This is a genomic window from Rubrivivax rivuli (genome assembly GCF_004016505.1).
In the GTDB taxonomy this organism is placed as follows: domain Bacteria; phylum Pseudomonadota; class Gammaproteobacteria; order Burkholderiales; family Burkholderiaceae_C; genus Rubrivivax; species Rubrivivax rivuli.
Genome location: NZ_SACR01000005.1, coordinates 389,507 through 407,535, shown reverse-complemented (window position 1 = coordinate 407,535; position 18,029 = coordinate 389,507). Strand labels below are relative to the sequence as shown.

General features: G+C 72.3%; 11 protein-coding genes. 7 read left to right on the top strand and 4 right to left on the bottom strand.

Annotated elements, in window-relative coordinates; genetic code table 11:
• Positions 1-4: 4 nt before the first annotated feature.
• Complete coding sequence (locus EOE66_RS17795; protein WP_128230062.1) at positions 5-1,132, bottom strand: aminotransferase class V-fold PLP-dependent enzyme; 1,128 nt, start codon at positions 1,130-1,132, stop codon at positions 5-7.
• Positions 1,133-1,299: 167 nt separating this feature from the next.
• Here EOE66_RS17795 and EOE66_RS17790 point away from each other — a divergent pair, with 167 nt between their 5' ends.
• Positions 1,300-3,105, top strand: coding sequence for an aminopeptidase P family protein (locus EOE66_RS17790; protein ID WP_128230061.1), 1,806 nt, complete (start codon positions 1,300-1,302; stop codon positions 3,103-3,105).
• A gap of 54 nt (positions 3,106-3,159) precedes the next feature.
• Here EOE66_RS17790 and EOE66_RS17785 read toward each other — a convergent pair whose 3' ends face one another.
• Positions 3,160-4,200, bottom strand: coding sequence for a TRAP transporter substrate-binding protein (locus tag EOE66_RS17785; protein WP_128230060.1), 1,041 nt, complete (start codon positions 4,198-4,200; stop codon positions 3,160-3,162).
• A 187-nt stretch (positions 4,201-4,387) separates the two neighbouring features.
• Here EOE66_RS17785 and EOE66_RS17780 point away from each other — a divergent pair, with 187 nt between their 5' ends.
• The 4 genes from EOE66_RS17780 to EOE66_RS17765 all read left to right on the top strand — a co-directional run bounded on the left by EOE66_RS17780 (position 4,388) and on the right by EOE66_RS17765 (position 9,705).
• Positions 4,388-5,314 (top strand): alpha/beta fold hydrolase, encoded by a 927-nt coding sequence (locus EOE66_RS17780; protein WP_128230059.1) that lies wholly within the window; start codon positions 4,388-4,390, stop codon positions 5,312-5,314.
• 14 nt (positions 5,315-5,328) lie between these two features.
• Positions 5,329-6,990, top strand: coding sequence for an ATP-binding protein (locus EOE66_RS17775; RefSeq protein WP_128230058.1), 1,662 nt, complete (start codon positions 5,329-5,331; stop codon positions 6,988-6,990).
• Positions 6,987-7,691 (top strand): response regulator, encoded by a 705-nt coding sequence (locus EOE66_RS17770; protein WP_128230057.1) that lies wholly within the window; start codon positions 6,987-6,989, stop codon positions 7,689-7,691. Before EOE66_RS17775 ends, EOE66_RS17770 begins: the two co-directional genes overlap by 4 nt.
• A gap of 94 nt (positions 7,692-7,785) precedes the next feature.
• On the top strand, positions 7,786-9,705 hold the full coding sequence (locus tag EOE66_RS17765) for a potassium transporter Kup (protein ID WP_128230056.1): 1,920 nt from the start codon (positions 7,786-7,788) through the stop codon (positions 9,703-9,705).
• Positions 9,706-9,727: 22 nt separating this feature from the next.
• Here the strand turns inward: EOE66_RS17765 and EOE66_RS17760 are convergent, their stop codons facing one another.
• Positions 9,728-12,085 carry a SulP family inorganic anion transporter gene (locus tag EOE66_RS17760; RefSeq protein WP_128230055.1) on the bottom strand — a complete coding sequence of 786 codons (2,358 nt, stop codon included), beginning with the start codon at positions 12,083-12,085 and terminating at the stop codon, positions 9,728-9,730.
• A 229-nt stretch (positions 12,086-12,314) separates the two neighbouring features.
• Between EOE66_RS17760 and glsA the strand changes: the two genes are divergently transcribed.
• A complete protein-coding gene (gene glsA / locus EOE66_RS17755; RefSeq protein WP_128230054.1) occupies positions 12,315-14,168 on the top strand; it encodes a glutaminase A in 1,854 nt (617 codons plus the stop codon).
• A gap of 127 nt (positions 14,169-14,295) precedes the next feature.
• Entirely contained in the window at positions 14,296-17,115 is a 2,820-nt protein-coding gene (locus tag EOE66_RS17750) for a winged helix-turn-helix domain-containing protein (protein WP_128230053.1), read from the top strand.
• Between the two features lie 30 nt (positions 17,116-17,145).
• Here EOE66_RS17750 and EOE66_RS17745 read toward each other — a convergent pair whose 3' ends face one another.
• Positions 17,146-17,904 carry a PEP-CTERM sorting domain-containing protein gene (locus EOE66_RS17745; protein ID WP_128230052.1) on the bottom strand — a complete coding sequence of 253 codons (759 nt, stop codon included), beginning with the start codon at positions 17,902-17,904 and terminating at the stop codon, positions 17,146-17,148.
• Between the last annotated feature and the right edge of the window lie 125 nt (positions 17,905-18,029).

Below are 18,029 nucleotides of genomic sequence, written 5' to 3'. Positions count from 1 at the left end.
GCGGCTACAGCAGCGCCAGCAAGGCGCGCTCGAAGCTGGCCACGGTGCGGTCGACGTTCTTGAGCTTGTCCAGCCCGAAGAGGCCGATGCGGAAGCTGCGGAAATCGGCCGGCTCGTCGCAGGCCAGGGGCACGCCGGCGGCGATCTGCAGGCCCTGCTGCGCAAAGGCCTTGGTGTTCTGCCAGTCGGCGTGGTCGGTGTAGCTGACCACGACGCCCGGCGCCTGGAACCCCGGCGCGGCCACGCTGGGGATGCCCTTGCTCTCGAGCAGCACCCGCACGCGGCGGCCGAGTTCCTGCTGCGCTGCCTTGGCGGTGTCGAAGCCGAAGGCTGCGGTCTCGGCCATCACGTCGCGCAGCTGCGCCAGGCCGTCGGTGGGCAGCGTGGCGTGGTAGGCGTTGGTGCCCTTCTCGTGCGCTTCCATGATGGCCAGCCACTTCTTGAGATCGAGCGCGAAGCTCGAGCTGGTGGTGCGCTCCATCTGCGCCCGCGCGCGCTCACCCAGCATCACCAGGCCCGCGCAGGGCGTGCTGCTCCAGCCCTTCTGCGGCGCGGTGACGATGACGTCCACGCCCGTGGCCTGCATGTCCACCCAGATGGCGCCGCTGGCCACGCAGTCCAGCACGAAGAGGCCGCCGTGTTCGTGCACGGCATCGGCCACGGCCTTCAGGTAACTGTCGGGCAGCAGCATGCCGGCGGAGGTTTCGACGTGCGGGGCGAACACCACCTCGGGCTTTTGAGCGCGAATGGTCGCCACGGCCTCGTCGAGCGGCACCGGCGCAAACGGTGACTTCGGGGCCGTGCCGGTCAGGCGCGCCTTCAGCACCGTGGTTTCCTTCGGGATGCGACCCATCTCGAAGATCTGGCTCCAGCGGTAGCTGAACCAGCCGTTGCGGATGACGAGCACACGGCGGTCGGTGGCGAACTGGCGCGCCACGGCCTCCATGCCCACGCTGCCGCTGCCGGGCACCACGATGGCCGCGCTGGCGCCGTAGACCTGCTTGAGCGTGGCGCTGACGTCCTGCATGACACGGTGGAAGCGCTGCGCCATGTGGTTGAGCGCACGGTCGGTGTAGACCACCGAATACTCGAGCAGGCCGTCGGGATCGGGGTGGGGCAGCAGTCCGGGCATCTCGGCCTCCGGGGTGAACAGCAGGGCGGGTCAGCTTAGCAGCCGGGGCCCGGCCCTGCCTGAGGGTTGCACCGGGGGGTGCGGCCGCCCCTGCAGAAGGCGCATGAAGCGCCCCTGCCACCTAGAATTCCGCGCTTTCCGCCCGCCTTTGCTGGAGCATCGCCCCCATGGACACCCGCACCTCCCCCGTCCGCCTGCGCATCACGCAGCTGCGCGAAGAAATGGCCCGGCAAGGCGTGCACGCGCTGCTGATGCCCAGCGCCGACCCCCACCTCAGCGAGTACCTGCCCGAGCGCTGGCAGGGCCGTCAGTGGCTCAGCGGCTTCACGGGCAGCATGGCCACGCTGGTGGTGACGGTGGAGCGCGCCGCGCTTTTCGCCGACAGCCGCTACTGGGTGCAGGCCGAGGCCGAACTCGCCGGCACCGGCATCGATCTCGTGAAGATCGCCACCGGCACCAGTGCCGACCACATCCACTGGCTGGCGCGCGAAACGCCGCGCGGCGCGGTGGTGGCCGTGGATGGCCAGGTGCTGGGCCTGGCCGCCGCGCAGGCGCTGAGGGCCGCGCTGGACGCCGCGGGCGTGCTGCTGCGCACCGACCTCGATCTGCTCGACGCCATCTGGCCCGAACGCCCCGCCCTGCCCGCGCAGCCGGTCTACGAGCACGCCGCGCCGCACGCGCCGCTGCCACGTGCGGCCAAGCTCGCGCAGGTGCGCCAGGCGATGGCCGCGCAGGGTGCCAGCCACCACTTCATCAGCACCGTCGACGACATCGCCTGGCTCACCAACCTGCGCGGCAGCGACGTCACCTACAACCCGGTGTTCCTGGGCCACGTGCTGATGGACCTGCAGGGCGCCACGCTGTTCGTGGGCGAGGGCAAGGTCGGCGCCGAACTCGCGGCCAGGCTGGCCGCCGACGGCCTGCGCGTGGCGCCTTACGCCGATGCCGGCGCGGCCCTGGCCGCGCTGGGCGGCGAGGCGAAGCTGCTCATCGACCCCAAGCGCGTGACGCTGGGCTTCCGCCAGCGCGTGAGCTGCCCGGTCGTCGAGGCCATCAACCCGAGCACGCTGCTGAAGAGCCGCAAGGGCGCGCAGGAAGCCGGGTTCGTGCGCGAGGCCATGGCCGAAGACGGCGCGGCGATGTGCGAGTTCTACGCCTGGTTCGAGGCCGCCCTGGCGCGCGGCGAGCGCATCACGGAACTCACCATCGACGAGAAGCTCAGCGCCCAGCGCGCCCTGCGCGCCGGCTTCGTGGGCCTGAGCTTCAACACCATCGCCGGCTACAACGCCAACGGCGCCATGCCGCACTACCGCGCCACCGAGGAGTCCCACGCAGTCATCGAAGGCGATGGCCTGCTCCTCATCGACAGCGGCGGGCAGTACCTCGGCGGCACCACCGACATCACGCGCGTGTGGCCCATCGGCACCGTCAGCGCGGCGATGAAGCGCGACTACACACTGGTGCTCAAGGGCACGATGAACCTGAGCCGCACGCGCTTTCCGCGCGGCACGCTCAGCCCCATGCTCGACGCGCTGGCGCGCGCGCCGCTGTGGGAGCACGGCATCGATTTCGGCCACGGCACCGGCCACGGCGTGGGTTACTTCCTCAACGTGCACGAAGGCCCGCAGAGCATCAGCAAGGCCATCGCCCACGCCGACATGGCGATGCAGCCCGGCATGATCACCAGCATCGAGCCCGGCGTGTACCGGCCCGGCCAGTGGGGCGTGCGCATCGAGAACCTGGTGCTCAACGTGCCGGCCACCACGGCCGAAGGCAGCACCTTCGACGAGTTCCTCGAGTTCGAGACGCTCACGCTCTGCCCCATCGACACGCGCTGCATCGACAAGAGCCTGCTGCGCGCCGACGAGGTGGCCTGGCTCAACGCCTACCACGCCACCGTGCGCGAACGCCTGGCGCCGCGCGTGCAGGGCGCCGCCCTGGTCTGGCTGAACGAGCGCACCGCGCCGATCTGAAGGCCCCCGGCCCGCCGCGCGCGCCGGCCGGCGCGCGCGTCGGGCTGGCGTGCCTCAGCCGCGCGTGTGCTTGGCGATCAGCGCCTTGGCGCTGTCGAGCAGGGCCTTGCCCTTGAAGCCGCGCTTGTCCATGTCGGCCACCCAGGCGTCGTCGATGGCGGCGCTGAGCTGGATGAACTCCTGCGTCTCGGCGGCCGTGAAGGTGTGGATGGCGTTCTTGCGGTCGGTGGCGCTCTTGCGGCCGATGGGGTCGTTGCTTTCCTGCGTCTTGCCCAGCCAGGCGCTGGTGGCCATGCCGCTGTTGTTGTCGATGACCTTCTTGAGGTCGGGCGCCAGGCCCTCGTAGCGCGCCTTGTTCATCGCCATCACGAAGGTGGTGGTGTAGAGCGCAGGGCCGCTGGTCGGGAACTCGCTGTGGAACTTGCTGAGTTCATGCACCTTCACCGAGGGCACCACCTCCCAGGGGATGACGCAGGCCTCGATGGTGCCCTTGCTCAAGGCATCGGGAATGCCCGGCAGCGGCATGCCCACGGGGATGGCGCCCAGCGAGCGCAGCATGTTCGTCACCTGGCGCGTGGGGCCGCGCACCTTCATGCCCTTCAGGTCGGCGGCCTTGGTGATGGGCTTGCTGGCGCTGTGGAAGACCCCGGGGCCGTGCACCTGCACGGCGATGACATGGGTGTCCTTGAACTCGTCGGCGCACTGGGTCTGGAAGTACTCCCAGTAGGCCTTGGAGGTGGCCTCGGCGTTGGTCATCATGAAGGGCAGCTCGAACACTTCCACGCGCGGGAAGCGGCCGGCGGTGTTGCCCGGCAGCGTCCAGACGACGTCGACGACACCGTCCTTGGCCTGGTCGTACAGCTGCACCGGCGTGCCGCCCAGCTGCATGGCCGGGTAGGCCTCGAACTTGATGCGGCCGCCCGATTCCTTCTCCACCTTCTCCATCCACGGCTTGTGCATGGTGAGCCACACGTTGCTCATGGGCTGCATGAAGGTGTGGAACTTCAGCGTCACGCTCTGCTGGGCCAGACCGGCCAGGTGCGGCACGCCCAGGGCGGCGGCAGCGGCACCTTGCACGAAGGAACGGCGTTTCATGGGCAGGGATCTCCGTCAGGTGGATGGGCAGGGCTGCGAAGGTAACGGCGCCGCCGCGGCCCGGCCTTCAAGACTTACCCTGATCCACGGTCACCCTGAGCCAGAATGCGCCGGCGCGCCAGCCCCGTCACGCAGGCCCCACGACCACCACCGCAGCTTGCTCCGCACCACGCCCGGCTTGAAACGCATGACCCTCGCCCTGCTGCTCCTGCTGGCCCTGCTGGGCGGCGGCTGGCTGTGGACGCCCGACCTGCCGCGCGCCGAACTGGAAGCGCGCTATGCCGGCCCCGGCAGCGAGTTCGTCGAGTTGATGGGCCTGCGCCTGCATGTCCGCGACAGCGCCCCCCAGGCCGGCTCCGAGCGCCCGGTGGTGCTGATGCTGCACGGTTTCGGCAGCAGCCTGCACACCTGGGAGGCCTGGGCCACGGGCCTGGCGGCCACGCACCGCGTGATCCGCATCGACCTGCCCGGCGCCGGCCTCACCGGCGCCGACCCCAACGGCGATTACAGCGACGAGCGCGGCATCGCGCTGCTCTCGGCCCTGCTCACGCAGCGCGGCGTGGCGCGCGCCACGGTGCTGGGGCACTCGATGGGCGGGCGCCTGGCCTGGCGCTACGCGGCGGCAGAGCCTGCCCGGGTCGATCGGCTGGTGCTCGTGGCCCCAGACGGCTTCGCCAGCCCGGGTTTCGAGTACGGCAAGGCGCCGGAGGTGGGTGTGGTGGCCAAGGCCATGCAGTTCGCGCTGCCCAAGGCCGTGCTGCGCTGGAGCCTGGCGCCGGCCTACGCCGACCCCGACGCGGTGATGAGCGAAGCGCTCGTCACGCGCTACCACGCGCTGATGCTGGCCCCCGGCGTGCGGCCGGCCATCATCGCGCGGCTGCAGCAGCTGAACCTGCTGCCCCCACCGCCGCTGCTGCGCACCATCCCCGCGCCCACGCTGCTGCTGTGGGGCGAGGCCGATCGCATGATCCCCGTGGCCAACGCGCAAGACTACCTGCGCGATCTGCCCCAGGCCCGCCTGGTGGTGCTGCCCGGCGTGGGCCACGTGCCTCACGAAGAAGCCCCTGCGGCAGGGCTGGCCGCGGTGCAGGCCTTCCTGGCCGAGGCGCGCTGAAAGGCAGTGGTCGGATGGCACGGTTGACGGCCCCGGTGCGGCCCGAGGCCCACCGCCTCTGGCCCGGGCTGCTGGTGTGGGTGCTGGCCGCGGCCCTGATGGTGGCGCTGGACGGCCAGGCCGAACTGGCGCAGCTGGCCCTGGTGCCGGTGCTCGCGGCCGCGGTGGCCGCGCTGTGGCTGCCGCTGTGGCTGGCCCTGGCTGCGGCGCTGCTGGCGGTGGTGGGCTTCAATGTCGGCTTCGTGCCGCCGCGCGGCAGCTTCGATGTCGACCTGCGTGCGCACTGGCTGCTGCTGTTGACGCTGGGCGTGGTGAGCACGGTGGTCACGCTGCTGATGGACCGCCAGCGACGCCTGGCCACGGCCGAACGCGCCCATGCGCAGCGCGCGCAAGACCTGCTGCAGCTGGGGGAACGCCTGCGCGATGCCGACGACCCGCTGCAGGCCGCGCCCGCGCTGCGCGAGCTGCTGGGGCGGCTGAGCCCGGCCCACGCGGCCGACGCCTCCCACACAGCCGGCGAGGCCCTCACGGCGCTGCTGCTCGCTGCGCCCGGCAGCGCCGGGCCGCAAGACGGCAGCTTGCTGGGCGAGGCCGATGCCGACGAGCGCACCGGCCTGTGGTTGTGTCTCAGCCGCGGGCAGGCCATGGGCCCGGGCAGCGGCAAGCACGAAGAGCAACCGGCCTGGTACCTGCCCTTGCGCGGCCGCGGTGGCCATGCGCCGGCCGGCAGCCTGGGCGCGGCGCTGCTGCGCCAGCCCCCGCAGCCGCCCGAAGAAGCCGCCACGGCCCGCGCGCACGCCCAGGCGCTGTGCGACCAGTTCGGCCTGGCGCTGGCCCGCGCCCGCGCGCACGCCGCCGCCACGGCCGCCGCCGAGGAAGCGCAGGCCCAGCAGTTGCGCAACACGCTGCTGGCCGGCATCTCGCACGACTACCGCACCCCGCTGGCCACGGTGCTGGGCGCGGCCTCTTCGCTGCAGGCGCAGGACGAACGACTGAGCCCCGCCCAGCGCCAGCGCCTGGCCGCTCGCATCGTCGACGAGGTGGGCCACCTCACGCGCCTGACCAACAACACGCTGCAGCTGGCCCGCCTGGGCCCGCCCGGCCCACCGGGCCGCACGCTGCCGGCCGACTGGCAGGCCTGGGAATCGGTGGAAGAACTCGCCGGCAGCGTGGTGCAGCGCCTGCGCCAGCAGCACCCGTCGCTGGTGCTGAAGCTGCGCGTGGAACCGGGCCTGCCACTGCTGCGCTGCAGTGCCGAGCTGCTGGTGCAGTTGCTCGACAACCTGGTCTTCAACGCGCTCACGCACGGTCGCAACAGCGAGGGCGTGGCCGAGGTGGAGCTGCGTGTGCACCGCGAGGCGGCCACCGCTGCAGAGCCCGAGCTGGTGCTGGCCGTGCGCGACCGGGGCCCCGGCGTGCCGCCGGCCGAACGCGAACGCATCTTCCAGGCCTTCGAACGCGGCACGGGCCCGGAGGCACCGGCCGCAGACGCCCCGTCGCGCCGCGGTGCCGGCGTGGGCCTGGCGCTGTGCCGCGCCATCGCCCAGGCCCATGGCGGCACGCTGCGCTACCGCGCCCGCGCCCACGGTGGCGCCAGCTTCGAGTGCGTGCTGCCGTTGCCGCCGGCACCTCGCTGGCCCCCGGCACCGCCCACCCCAGACGAAGCCGCCCCATGAGCCTGCGTGTGCTGCTGGTGGAAGACGATCGCGAACTGCGCCGCACGCTGCGCGAGGCGCTGGAGGTGGAAGGCCACCGTGTGGCGGCTGCCGCCAGCCTGGCCGATGCGCGCGCGCTGCTGGCCCACGCCACGGCCGAGGCCGCGCCGCAGATCGTGCTGCTGGACCTCGGTCTGCCCGATGGCGAAGGCGCCACGCTGCTGGCCGAACTGCGGCGCGGCAGCACGCTGCCGATCATCGTGATCTCGGCGCGCGAGGGCGAGGTGCAGAAGATCGGCCTGCTGGACGCCGGCGCCGACGACTACCTCGTCAAGCCCTTCAGCATCGGCGAACTGCTGGCGCGCATGCGCGTGGCGCTGCGGCACGGCGGGTTGGCGCTGCGCCCGGCCGTCACGCATTACGCCCACGGCGCGCTGCTGGTGGACCTGGCCGCCCACCGCGTGCAACGCGAAGGGCAGGAAGTGCACCTCACGCCGACCGAGTTCAAGCTGCTGGCGCGCCTGGTGCGCAGTGCTGGGCAGGTGGTGACGCACCGCACGCTGCTGGCCGAGGTGTGGGGGCCCGAGTTCACCGAGCACACGCACTACCTGCGCCTGTACATGGGCCAGCTGCGCGCCAAGCTCGAAGCGGTGCCGGCCGAACCGCAGCTGCTGCTCACCGAACCGGGCGTGGGTTACCGGCTGGCGCCGCCGCCAGGCTGAGCGGCCGGGCCGGGCGCCGGGGGCTGGGCTCCTTATGCGTTCCTGATGCCACCCCCGGCACGCTGCAGGCTCCTTCACTGCCTGCGGCCTGCCCATGCAAAGCCCCGCTTCCTCAGCTTCATCGGCCGACACCCCGGCCAACCCCGGCCTGCAGCGCCAGGGCACCGCCGCACTGACGCTGGCCGCCATCGGCGTGGTGTACGGCGACATCGGCACCAGCCCGCTCTACACGATGAAGGAGGTCTTCGGCCCGGCTACCGGCGTGCCGCTGGACACGCCGCACCTCATCGGCGCGGTGTCGGTGATCTTCTGGGCGCTGATGCTGGTGGTGACGCTGAAGTACGTGCTGCTCATCCTGCGCGCCGACAACCGCGGCGAAGGCGGCGGCCTGGCGCTCACCGCCCTGGCCGCCCAGGCCACGCGCGGCCAGCCGCGCTTGCGCCACGCGCTGCTGCTGCTGGGCGTGGCCGGGGCCACGCTGTTCTACGGCGACAGCGTCATCACGCCGGCCATCTCGGTGCTGGGCGCGATGGAAGGCATGGAGGTGCTGACCCCGGCGCTCAAGCCCTGGGTGGTGCCGGCCACCGTGGCCATCGTGGTGGCGCTGTTCGCGGTGCAGCGCGTGGGCACGCGCGTGGTGGGCCGCTTCTTCGGGCCCATCATCGTGCTGTGGTTCAGCACGCTGGGCGTGATCGGCGTGGTGCACATCGTGCAGCAGCCGGCCATCCTGGCGGCGCTGAACCCGCTGCACGCCTACGAGTTCATGGCCGACCGCGGCTGGCACGTGTGGGCCGCACTCGGCGCCATCGTGCTGGCACTCACCGGCGCCGAGGCGCTGTACGCCGACATGGGGCACTTCGGCCGCCGGCCCATCCAGATCGCTTGGACGGGCCTCGTGCTGCCCGGCCTGGCGCTGAACTACATGGGCCAGGGCGCGCTGCTGATGGGCGACCCGACGGCGCTGCAGAACCCCTTCTACCGGCTGTTCCCCGAGGCGCTGCTGGTGCCGGCGCTGGTGCTGGCCACGCTGGCGGCCATCATCGCCTCGCAGGCCGTGATTTCGGGCGCCTACTCGCTCACGCAGCAGGCCATGCAGCTCGGCTTCCTGCCGCGCCTGACGGTGCGCTACACCTCGGCCACCGAGCGCGGGCAGATCTACATGCCGGCCGTCAACTGGGCGCTGCTGGCCGGCGTGGTGGCCGCGGTGCTGTTCTTCGGCAGCAGCTCGGCGCTGGCTGGGGCCTACGGCATCGCGGTCACGCTGACGATGCTGATCACCACGCTGCTGACCTGGTTCGTGGTGCGCCATGGCTGGGGCCTGCCGGCGCCGCTGGTGGCTGCAGCCACGGTGTTCTTCGTGGCCATCGACCTGGCGCTGGTGGCCGGCTGCGCGCTGAAGTTCTTTGACGGTGGCTGGATGCCGCTGGCCCTGGGCGCCGTGCTGTTCATCGGCATGGCCACCTGGGCGCGCGGCCGCCGGCTGCAGCTGGCCGCCACCCGGCGCGACGGCGTGCCGCTGGCCGACTTCCTGCAGAGCCTGGACCCGCGCAGCCTGCCGCGCGCCGAGCGCACCGCCATCTACCCCGTGGCCGACCCCGAAACCACGCCGCAGGCCCTGCTGCACAACCTGAAGCACAACCAGGTGCTGCACGCCTGCAACGTGGTGCTGACGGTGCGCTTCGCCGAGCAGCCCTGGGTGCCGATGGCCGAACGTGCCGTGGTGGAGGCCCTGGGCCACGGCTTCTGGCGCGTGACGCTGCACTTCGGGTTCATGCAGGCGCCCGACGTGCCGCGTGCGCTGGCCCTGGCCGAAGCGCAGGGCCTGCGCGTGCCGGCCTTCGAGAGCAGCTACTTCCTCAGCCGCGAGGCGGTGGTGCCGCCGCCCGGGCCCTGGTGGCGCACGGGCCGCGAACGCCTCTTTGCAGTGATGAGCCGCAATGCCGGCGGCGTGGCCGGCTTCTTCAGGCTGCCGCCGGGCGCGGTGGTGGAGCTGGGCTCGCGCGTGCAGCTGTAGCTGCGCGCTGCGACCGCCGGGGTCAGGCCTCGCCAGGCCAGGCGCGGGGGTCGTCGGCGCCGCTGCCCTCGGGCGGCAGCGAGGGCGACGCGGGGCGCTGCACGGCACCGGCCCGCGCCATCCAGAGTGCCAGGTCGCCCGTCAGCAAATGCAGGCGGTCGGCGAGTTGCAGCGCGATGTTGTGCAGCAGCTTGGCAGCCAGCTGCGGCCGCTCGGCCTGCCACAGCACCAGCGCGGCGGCGGGCAGGCGCAGCGCGACGACCTCGGTCTCGGCGATGGCATCAACCGTGCGATGTCCCTGGCCCAACACCGCGATCTCGCCCAGACTCACGCCCGGCGCCAGCGAGGCCAGCCGGCGCGTGCCGCCGGGCACGTGCAGGCCGATGTCGCCGGCCAGGCTGAGGTAGATGGCGTCGCCGGCCTCGCCGCGGCGGAACAGCCACTCCCCCTGTCTGAAACGCACTTCGGTGGTGGCGGCCTGCAGGCAGGCGATCTCTTCCGCATCGAGGCCGCGCGCCAGCGCAGTGGCCTGCAGTTGCAAGGCCTGCGCGCCTGACGGCACCGTGCCCAGCTGCGCCAGCAGTTCGTCTTCGGCGCGCTCCAGTGCACGGTCAGCCTGCTCTTCGAAGTGCAGGGACGAGCGCGCCCGTGCGTCAGCCACGGCCTGCAGCGCCTGGCGGCGCGGATCGGTGGCGTCCCACTCGGCCAGGATGAGGCGCTTGCCGGCGGCCGCCCAGTCTTGCGTGCATTCGTAGAGGATGCGGGCACCGGTGACATCGACCTCGTGCACGCGGCGCAGGTCCAGCACCACACGCTCGGTGTCAACGCTCAGCCCGTGAAGCCGCGTGCGCAGCGCGTCGGCGGTGCCGAAGAAGAGGGGGCCCTCCAACTCCATCAGCGCGATGCGTGCGCCTTGCGCCCGCAGCGCCTGAATGTGCGCGGCTGGCCGTACCTTCAGTGATTGCCTTTCGTTGCCGCGCCACACGCCACGCACCACGTCGCGCAGGTTGGCGCGTACGAAGAGCAGCACCGCGAGCGCAGCGCCGATCAGCAGCGCCGGCCCCACACCGAGCAGCAGCGCGGCCAGTGCCACCGCCAGCGCCACCACCCAGTGCCCCCACAGGAGCGCCTGCGGCGCCGTCTCGGCCGGGCCTGCCGTGACAACGCTGCGCCGGCGCAAGGCCTGGCGGCCCAGCCGCCAGGGGGTTGTCAGCAGGGCCGGCGCCACCATGGCCAGCCCCTGGCCGAAGAGCACACCGCCCAAGGCGCTGAGCGGCAGGAAGGCCAGCACCCAGGGCGCCGCCAGCGCCGCGCCCAGCATCACAAGCGCGTAGGCCAGCACTCCCATGCGGCCCGAGCTTGCACCCGGGGCCGCCTCGCCCAGCAGGCTGAGCGAGCGCGGCACCGAGGGCGAGGACGGCTGCGCACCCGCCGCTGCGCCCGCCAGTTGGCCCAGGCCCTGCGCGACGAGCTCGCGGTCGGCGTCGCGCCAGACACGGCGCTGGCCGTCGACGAGCGAAGTCGCCAGCAGGGTGTCCAGGCTGGCCAGCGCCGACACGGTGAGCGCGTAGCCGAACAGCAACTCGGCCGTCGCCATCCAGGGCAAGGGGTCGGCGGGCAGCGCCAACCCACCCAGCCAGAACTGCACGGCACCCCAGCTCAGGCTGGGTGCACCGGCCAAGGAGCCCAGCGCCATCGACGGCCAGAAAAGATGCAGCAGGCCATACAGCACCACGCCCGCCAGCAGGCCCGCCAGCAAAGCAGGCACCGGCCAGCGGCGCCACGCGGCCAAGCCCGTGATGCCGGCCGCCAGGGCGCCGACGGCCAGGGTCCAGGGCTGGAAGTGAGGCAGCGCCGGTACCGCGCCACCGCCTGGGGCGGCCAGGCCCATGCCGGTCATCAGCGGCCACGCGCTCAGCGCCAGCAGCAGACCGATGCCGCTGGTCAGGCCCAGGCGCACCGGGTACGGCATGTACTTCACCAGGCTGCCCAGGCGCAGCAGACCGTAGCCCACCTGCAGCAGACCGGCCAGCGCCACACCTGCGGCCACGAGGGCCAGGATCAGCGCGGTGTCGGTGGCAGCCTGCCCGCTCTGCCACAGCGGCAGCAACGACTGGATCAGCGCCGCCGTCAGAAGCGCCAGGGCGGCGCGCGGCCCGCCCACCAGGTGCCCGCCACCCAGCATCGAAGCCAGGGCGTTGGCTGCCACGGCGGCCAGCAGCGCCAGCGACATCGCCACCGGCCCGAAGGCCACCCCCAGTGGCGCGAAGGCCATCAAGCCGTAGGCCGCGTTTTCGGGCGCATGGGTCAGCACGGCCGCCAGCAGCCGCGCGGCCTGAGGGCGGCGGCCGGGTGCGGCGGTGGTGGTGTCGGCGGGCAAGAGGCGGGGCGGAGTAGAGAGCGAAATCCGCAAAACTTTTCATCGTGCGCGGCTTGCGTGACAGTTCGATGAAAACCGGCAGGCACGGCCGCATGCGGCGCCCCGAGGCCCCGAAGGCACCGCAGTGGTGCAAGACCGCCCCAGGGTGCAGGCCTCGCGCACGGCGGTTGACCGCATCCCGCCCCGCCTTGAGGCGCCCGCGCGCACGAAGCTTGCATACCAACCGGGCATGAGCCCCCCGCGCCCCGAGGCCCCGACCTTCCCCATCCAGGCCTACCTGCAGAAGCTGCACCGCACGCTGAGCGCCGAGTTCTCGGGCCAGGCCGCCAGCTACATCCCCGAACTCGCCAAGGCCGACCCGGCCTGGTTCGGCATCGTCATCACCACCGTGGACGGCCAGGTCTACGAGGTGGGCGACAGCCGCCAGCCCTTCACGATGCAGAGCGTGAGCAAGGCGCTGGTCTACGGCGTGGCGCTGGAAGACGCGGGTGCCGAGCGCGTGCGCCGCACGGTGGGCGTGGAGCCCTCGGGCGAAGCCTTCAACAGCATCAGCCTGGAGCCCGGCACCGGCCGGCCGCTGAACCCGATGATCAACGCCGGCGCCATCGCCGCCACCTCGCTGGTGGGCGGGGCGGGGCCGCAGGAGCGGCTGGCGCGCATCGTCTCGGCGCTGTCGCGCTACGCCGGGCGGCCGCTGGCCATCGACGAGGCGGTGTTCGAGAGCGAGCGCGACACCGGCCACCGCAACCGCGCCATCGGCCACCTGCTGCGCAGCTTCGGCATCCTCGACACCGACCCCGAAGCCACGCTGGATCTGTACTTCCGCCAGTGCTCGCTGCTGGTGGACGCGCACGCGCTGGCCATGATGGCCGCCACGCTGGCCAACGGCGGCGTGAACCCGGCCACCGGCGAACGCGCGGTGCAGGCGGAACTGGTGGGCCCCATCCTCAGCGTGATGACGACCTGCGGCGTCTACGACTTCACCGGCGAGTGGGTCTACCGCGTCGGCCTGCCGGCCAAGAGCGGCGTGGGCGGCGGCATCATGGCCGTGCTGCCGGGGCAGCTGGGCATCGGCGTGTTCTCGCCGCTGCTCGACGAACGCGGCAACAGCGTGCGCGGCGTGAAGGTGTGCGAAGCGCTCTCGCGCGACCTCGGGCTGCACTTCCTGCGGCCGCCGCGGCTGGTGGCCAGCACCGTGCGCACACGCTACACGCTGGCGCAGATGCGCTCCAAGCGCCAGCGCACGGCCGAGGAACGCCAGCGCCTGGCCGAACACGGCCACACCGCGCAGGTGCTGGAGCTGCAGGGCGACCTGCGTTTCTCCACACTGGAACCGGTGCTGCGCGAGGTGGAACAGGCTGGCGACACGCTGGCGCTGGTGATGCTCGATTTCCGCCGCGTCACCGGTATCGACCCCGCCGCCACACGGCTGCTGGCCGCCCTGGTGAACACCTGCGCCGCGCGCGGCCAGGAGGTGGTGCTCAGCCGCGTGCGGCGCGGCGACCTGCAAGACGACTTCCAGGCCGAGGTGCACCCGCGCCACCAGACGGCCGTGCTCTTCCAGCCACAGCTCGACCTGGGCCTGGAATGGTGCGAACGCCGGCTGCTCGAACGCCACACCCCCGCCCGCCCGCGCACCGAGCCGATGCCGCTCTCGGCGCACCCTTTGTGCGCCGGGGCGCCTGACCGTGATCTTGCGTGGCTGGAAGCCCATGCACCGCGTCAGACCTGGGAGCCGGGCAGCTGGGTGCTGCGCCGCGGCGATGCCGCCGACAGCCTGTACCTGCTTTTGCGCGGCGAGGTGAGCGTGCTCATCGGCCTGCCCAAGGGCGGCAGCCAGCGCTTGTCGACGCTGAGCGCGGGCGCCAGCTTCGGCGAAGCGGCGCTGCTCGACGCCGCGGTGCGCGGCGCCGACGTGCGCGCCGACGTGGAGGTGGAGTGCGCCGTGCTCTCGGTGGCTGCGCTGCGCCTGGCCGAGCAGGAACACCCGGCCCTGGCCCTGCGCATCTTCAAGGGCCTGCTGCGCAGCGCCGCAGCCACCACGGCGCGCCTCACTGGCGAGGTGGAAGTGCTGGAAGGCTGAGACGGGCGCTGCGGACCCCTGCGCCCAAGGGCCCATGCGAGGGCTGCCGGGCGCCTCTAGACTCGCGGGTTTGGCTGGGCGCGCCACCGGTGTGCGCCGCGTTCCACCACCCTGCTCCTGGAGACCGATGTCTGAAGTCCGCGCCTTGCTGATCACCGACGTCGTCGGCAGCACCGAGCTGACCGAACGCATCGGTGACGAAGCCGTGGCCCGGCTCTGGGAAGCCCACGACCGCTGCGCGCGCGATCTGCTGCCTGCGCACCGCGGGCGCGAGATCGACAAGACCGACGGCATGCTGCTGATGTTCGAGCAGGCGGCCGACGCCGTGGCCTACGCCGCGGCCTACCACCAGGCGCTGCAGCGGCTGAGCACGCCGCTGCACGCGCGGGCCGGCTTGCACGTGGGCCCGGTGGTGCTGCGCGAAAACCTGCCCGACGACGTGGCCCGCGGCGCCAAGCCCCTGGAGGTGGACGGCCTGGCCAAGCCCATCGCGGCGCGCGTGGTCTCGGTGGCCGGCGGCGGGCAGACGCTGCTCACGCCCGAGGCGATGGCCGCCTTGGGCGCGCTGCCCGCCGGCTGGCGCAGCGTCTCGCACGGGCACTGGCTGCTCAAGGGCGTGAGCGAGCCGGTGGAGCTGTTCGAGATCGGCAGTGCCGAACGCCCCATGCCCTGCCCGCCCGATGCCGAGAAGGCCTGGCGCGTGGTGCAGGTGCAGGGGCAGTGGCGCCCGGTGCGCGAGATCGCCAACAACCTGCCGCTGCAGGCCACCTCCTTCATCGGCCGCGAACGCGAGCGCGCCGAGCTGCGCGCGCTGATGTCGAAGTCGCGGCTGGTCACGCTGCTGGGCATGGGCGGGCTGGGCAAGACGCGGCTCTCGCTGCAGGTGGCGGGCGAGCTGATGGCGCAGTTCCCTGACGGCGTGTGGTTCATCGACCTCGCGCCCATCCGCGACGCAGCGCTGGTGGTGGGCGAGCTCGCGCAGGTGCTGGGCGTTCGCGAAGAGCCCGGCCGCCCCTTGCTGCAAAGCGTCTGCGCCCACCTGCGCGGCCACCGCGCGCTGCTGGTGGTGGACAACTGCGAACAGGTGGTGCAGGCCTGCGCCACCATGGTAGCCGCGCTGATGAAGGCCGCGCCCGAGGTGCGCCTGATCACCAGCAGCCGCGAGGCGCTGCACGTGCCGGGCGAACAGGCCTACCCCATCCTGCCGCTGCCGGTGCCGCAGCGCGGCGACAGTGTCGAGCAGCTCGCCAGGCTCACCGCGGTGCGGCTCTTCGTCGAACGCGCGCAGCAGCACAAGCCGGCCTTCACGCTGAGCGAACGCGAGGCACCGGCAGTGGCCGAGCTGGTGGCGCGCCTGGAAGGCATACCGCTGGCGCTGGAACTGGCTGCGGCGCGCGTGCGCTCGCTCAGCGTGGCCGACATCAACCTGCGCCTGAACGACCGCTACCGCCTGCTCACGGGCGGCAGCCGCGTGCTGCAGGAACGCCAGCAGACCCTGCGCGCGCTCGTGGACTGGAGCTACGACATCCTCGACGAACGCGAGCAGTGCCTGCTGCAGCGCCTGTCGGTCTTCCGCGGCGGCTTCGACCTGGAATCTGCCGAGCAGGTGTGCGGCATCGAGCCCATCGACAGCCTGGACGTGCTGGACCTGCTGGGCTCGCTGGTGGAGAAATCGCTCGTGATGAACGACGAGCGCAGCGAGCCGCCGCGCTACCGCATGCTGGAAACCATCAGCGACTACGCGCGCGAGAAGCTGCAGCAGGCCGGCGGTTCTGCCGCAGTGGCGGCACGGCACTGCGAGTTCTACTTCTCGCTGGCCAAGAGCACCAACCGCGGCCTGCAAGGCCCCGAGCAGGCCGAGTGGGTGCGCCGCATGGAAACCGAGCTGGACAACACCCGCGCGGCGCTGGCGCTCGCCCTGGCCGGCGGCGTGGACGCCTTCATCGCGGTGAAGATCGCCGTGGCCATGCAGGGTTTCTGGACCCTGCGCGGCTACCTCTCCGAGGGCCGCGCCGCCGTGCGCGCCGCACTGGCCTTGCCCGACGTGCAGGCCTCGCCGATGGCGCAGGCCCACGCGCTGTACGTCGGCGCGGCGCTGGCGGCCAGCCAGAGCGACTACGCCGAGGCCGAAAGCATGCTCGAGACCTGCCTGGCCCTGCGGCGCGAACTCGGCGCAGAGACCGAGATCGCGGCCACCTTGTCGACGCTGGCGCTGGCACGTTTCGGCCGCGGCGATGCGCCCGGTGCGCTGGCTGGCGAGCAGGAAGCGCTGGCCTTGTTCCGGCGCAGCGGCCATGAGGTGGGCCAGGCGGTGGCACTGCTGCACCTGGGGCAGTTCCACCTGCGGCTGGCCCATGCCGAAGCCGCTCGCCAGCACCTGCAGGAGGGCCTGAGTCTGGCCCGGCGCATCAGCCACCAGGAAGTGGAAGCCGAGTGTGAGCTCGTGCTGGGCCAACTGGCCTTGCAGCAAGGCCAGCCCCTGGAGGCCGCGCAGCGCTTCGCGCGTTCTCAGGCGGTGTGCGAGGCCTCGGGGGACCGGCAGGGCGAAGCCTCGGCGCACTGGTGGCAGGGACGGCTGGCGCTGCGCGCCGGTGCGCTGGAAGAAGCGCAGCCTGCCCTGGCGCTGGCGCTGCAGGCCTTCATCGCCGCAGGCCGCCGCCTGGAGGCCCTGTGGTGCTTGCGCGACCTGGCGCAATGGCAGGCGCGCAGCGGGGCCACGGCGCTGGCGGTACGCCTGATGTCGGCGGCTGAAAGCGGGCTGGCCTTGATCGGCGCGGCCCTGCCCGCCGAAGAAACGGCGGCCTGGGCCCCCGAGAGAGACGCCTTGCGCGCACAGCTGGCCGATGACAGCCAGTGGACGGCGCTGTGGGAAGCCGCGCACGACCTGGGCCTGGAAGCCGCCGCGCGGCTCGCCCTGGCGCCGGCAGAGGCCGCTGCGCCCGTGTGAGACAGGCGCCGGAGCGGCGCCAGGCCAGTTTCAGGCCGCCGGCAGCGCGCGCGGCAACCCGATGCGACGGCGTGCCGCCACACCGGCCGCACCCAGGGCCAGCAGCGCCAGGGCCAGCGAGCCAGGCTCCGGCACCGCGAAGATGGTCTGGCCGATCTCCAGGCGGGTGGCCGCCACCACCTGCGCTGCGGTCGAGGTGGTGTCGACGACGAAGCGCCGTTCGGTGACAGGCTCGGTGGCGGTGGTGAAGGGCGTGAGGAAAGAGGCGTTGTCCCGGCGGTACTTGAGCTTCGGATCGGCGCCGGGCAGGTCGAGCCTGAAGTCGTACCGGAAGCCGTCGGCAAACACGATGCTGCTGCCCTGGATGTCTGAATCGGCCGGGGTCACCAGGGACATGATGGAGCCGTTCGGCCCCAGCTGGAGCTCGCCGACGATGAATTCGCCGAAGGAATTGCGGTTGAAGCGCAGCACGTCGACGATGACGTTCGTGCTGTAGTTGTAGATGCCGACTTCAGCGCTGAGGATGCGGAACGCCGTGGTGGGCGTCGCGGTGTTGCAGCCGAAACTGAAACCCAGCAGGTTGACGATGGTCAGCGCTTGCGTGCCGACAGCGCAGGCCGGGTCGACGCTGACGTTCACGGTGGCCGTCCAGCCGTAGTTGCCGAACGACGAGGGGAGCTTGGGGTCCCAGTTGCCGGTGACGATCGCCGCGGAGGCCAGCGGCGCCAGGGCGAGGGCTGCCAGGCCCAGCGTGGCGGCTCGGGCGAGCGGGCGGACGTGCTTGATCATGGGGATTTCCTGAGGGTGCTGCGATGGTGTAACCGCGTGCAAATTGTCGGCCAGCGCCCGCGCCGTGGATACCGCCCACCTCGGTGGCGCGTCATGCGTCGGGAGGATCGGCGGGTCGCCCGGCC

Coding starts and splice junctions, on each gene's coding strand:
- EOE66_RS17795 (WP_128230062.1), bottom strand. CDS start 1,132: ATGCCCGGACTGCTGCCCCACCCCGATCCCGACGGCCTGCTCGAGTAT.
- EOE66_RS17790 (WP_128230061.1), top strand. CDS start 1,300: ATGGACACCCGCACCTCCCCCGTCCGCCTGCGCATCACGCAGCTGCGC.
- EOE66_RS17785 (WP_128230060.1), bottom strand. CDS start 4,200: ATGAAACGCCGTTCCTTCGTGCAAGGTGCCGCTGCCGCCGCCCTGGGC.
- EOE66_RS17780 (WP_128230059.1), top strand. CDS start 4,388: ATGACCCTCGCCCTGCTGCTCCTGCTGGCCCTGCTGGGCGGCGGCTGG.
- EOE66_RS17775 (WP_128230058.1), top strand. CDS start 5,329: ATGGCACGGTTGACGGCCCCGGTGCGGCCCGAGGCCCACCGCCTCTGG.
- EOE66_RS17770 (WP_128230057.1), top strand. CDS start 6,987: ATGAGCCTGCGTGTGCTGCTGGTGGAAGACGATCGCGAACTGCGCCGC.
- EOE66_RS17765 (WP_128230056.1), top strand. CDS start 7,786: ATGCAAAGCCCCGCTTCCTCAGCTTCATCGGCCGACACCCCGGCCAAC.
- glsA (WP_128230054.1), top strand. CDS start 12,315: ATGAGCCCCCCGCGCCCCGAGGCCCCGACCTTCCCCATCCAGGCCTAC.
- EOE66_RS17750 (WP_128230053.1), top strand. CDS start 14,296: ATGTCTGAAGTCCGCGCCTTGCTGATCACCGACGTCGTCGGCAGCACC.
- EOE66_RS17745 (WP_128230052.1), bottom strand. CDS start 17,904: ATGATCAAGCACGTCCGCCCGCTCGCCCGAGCCGCCACGCTGGGCCTG.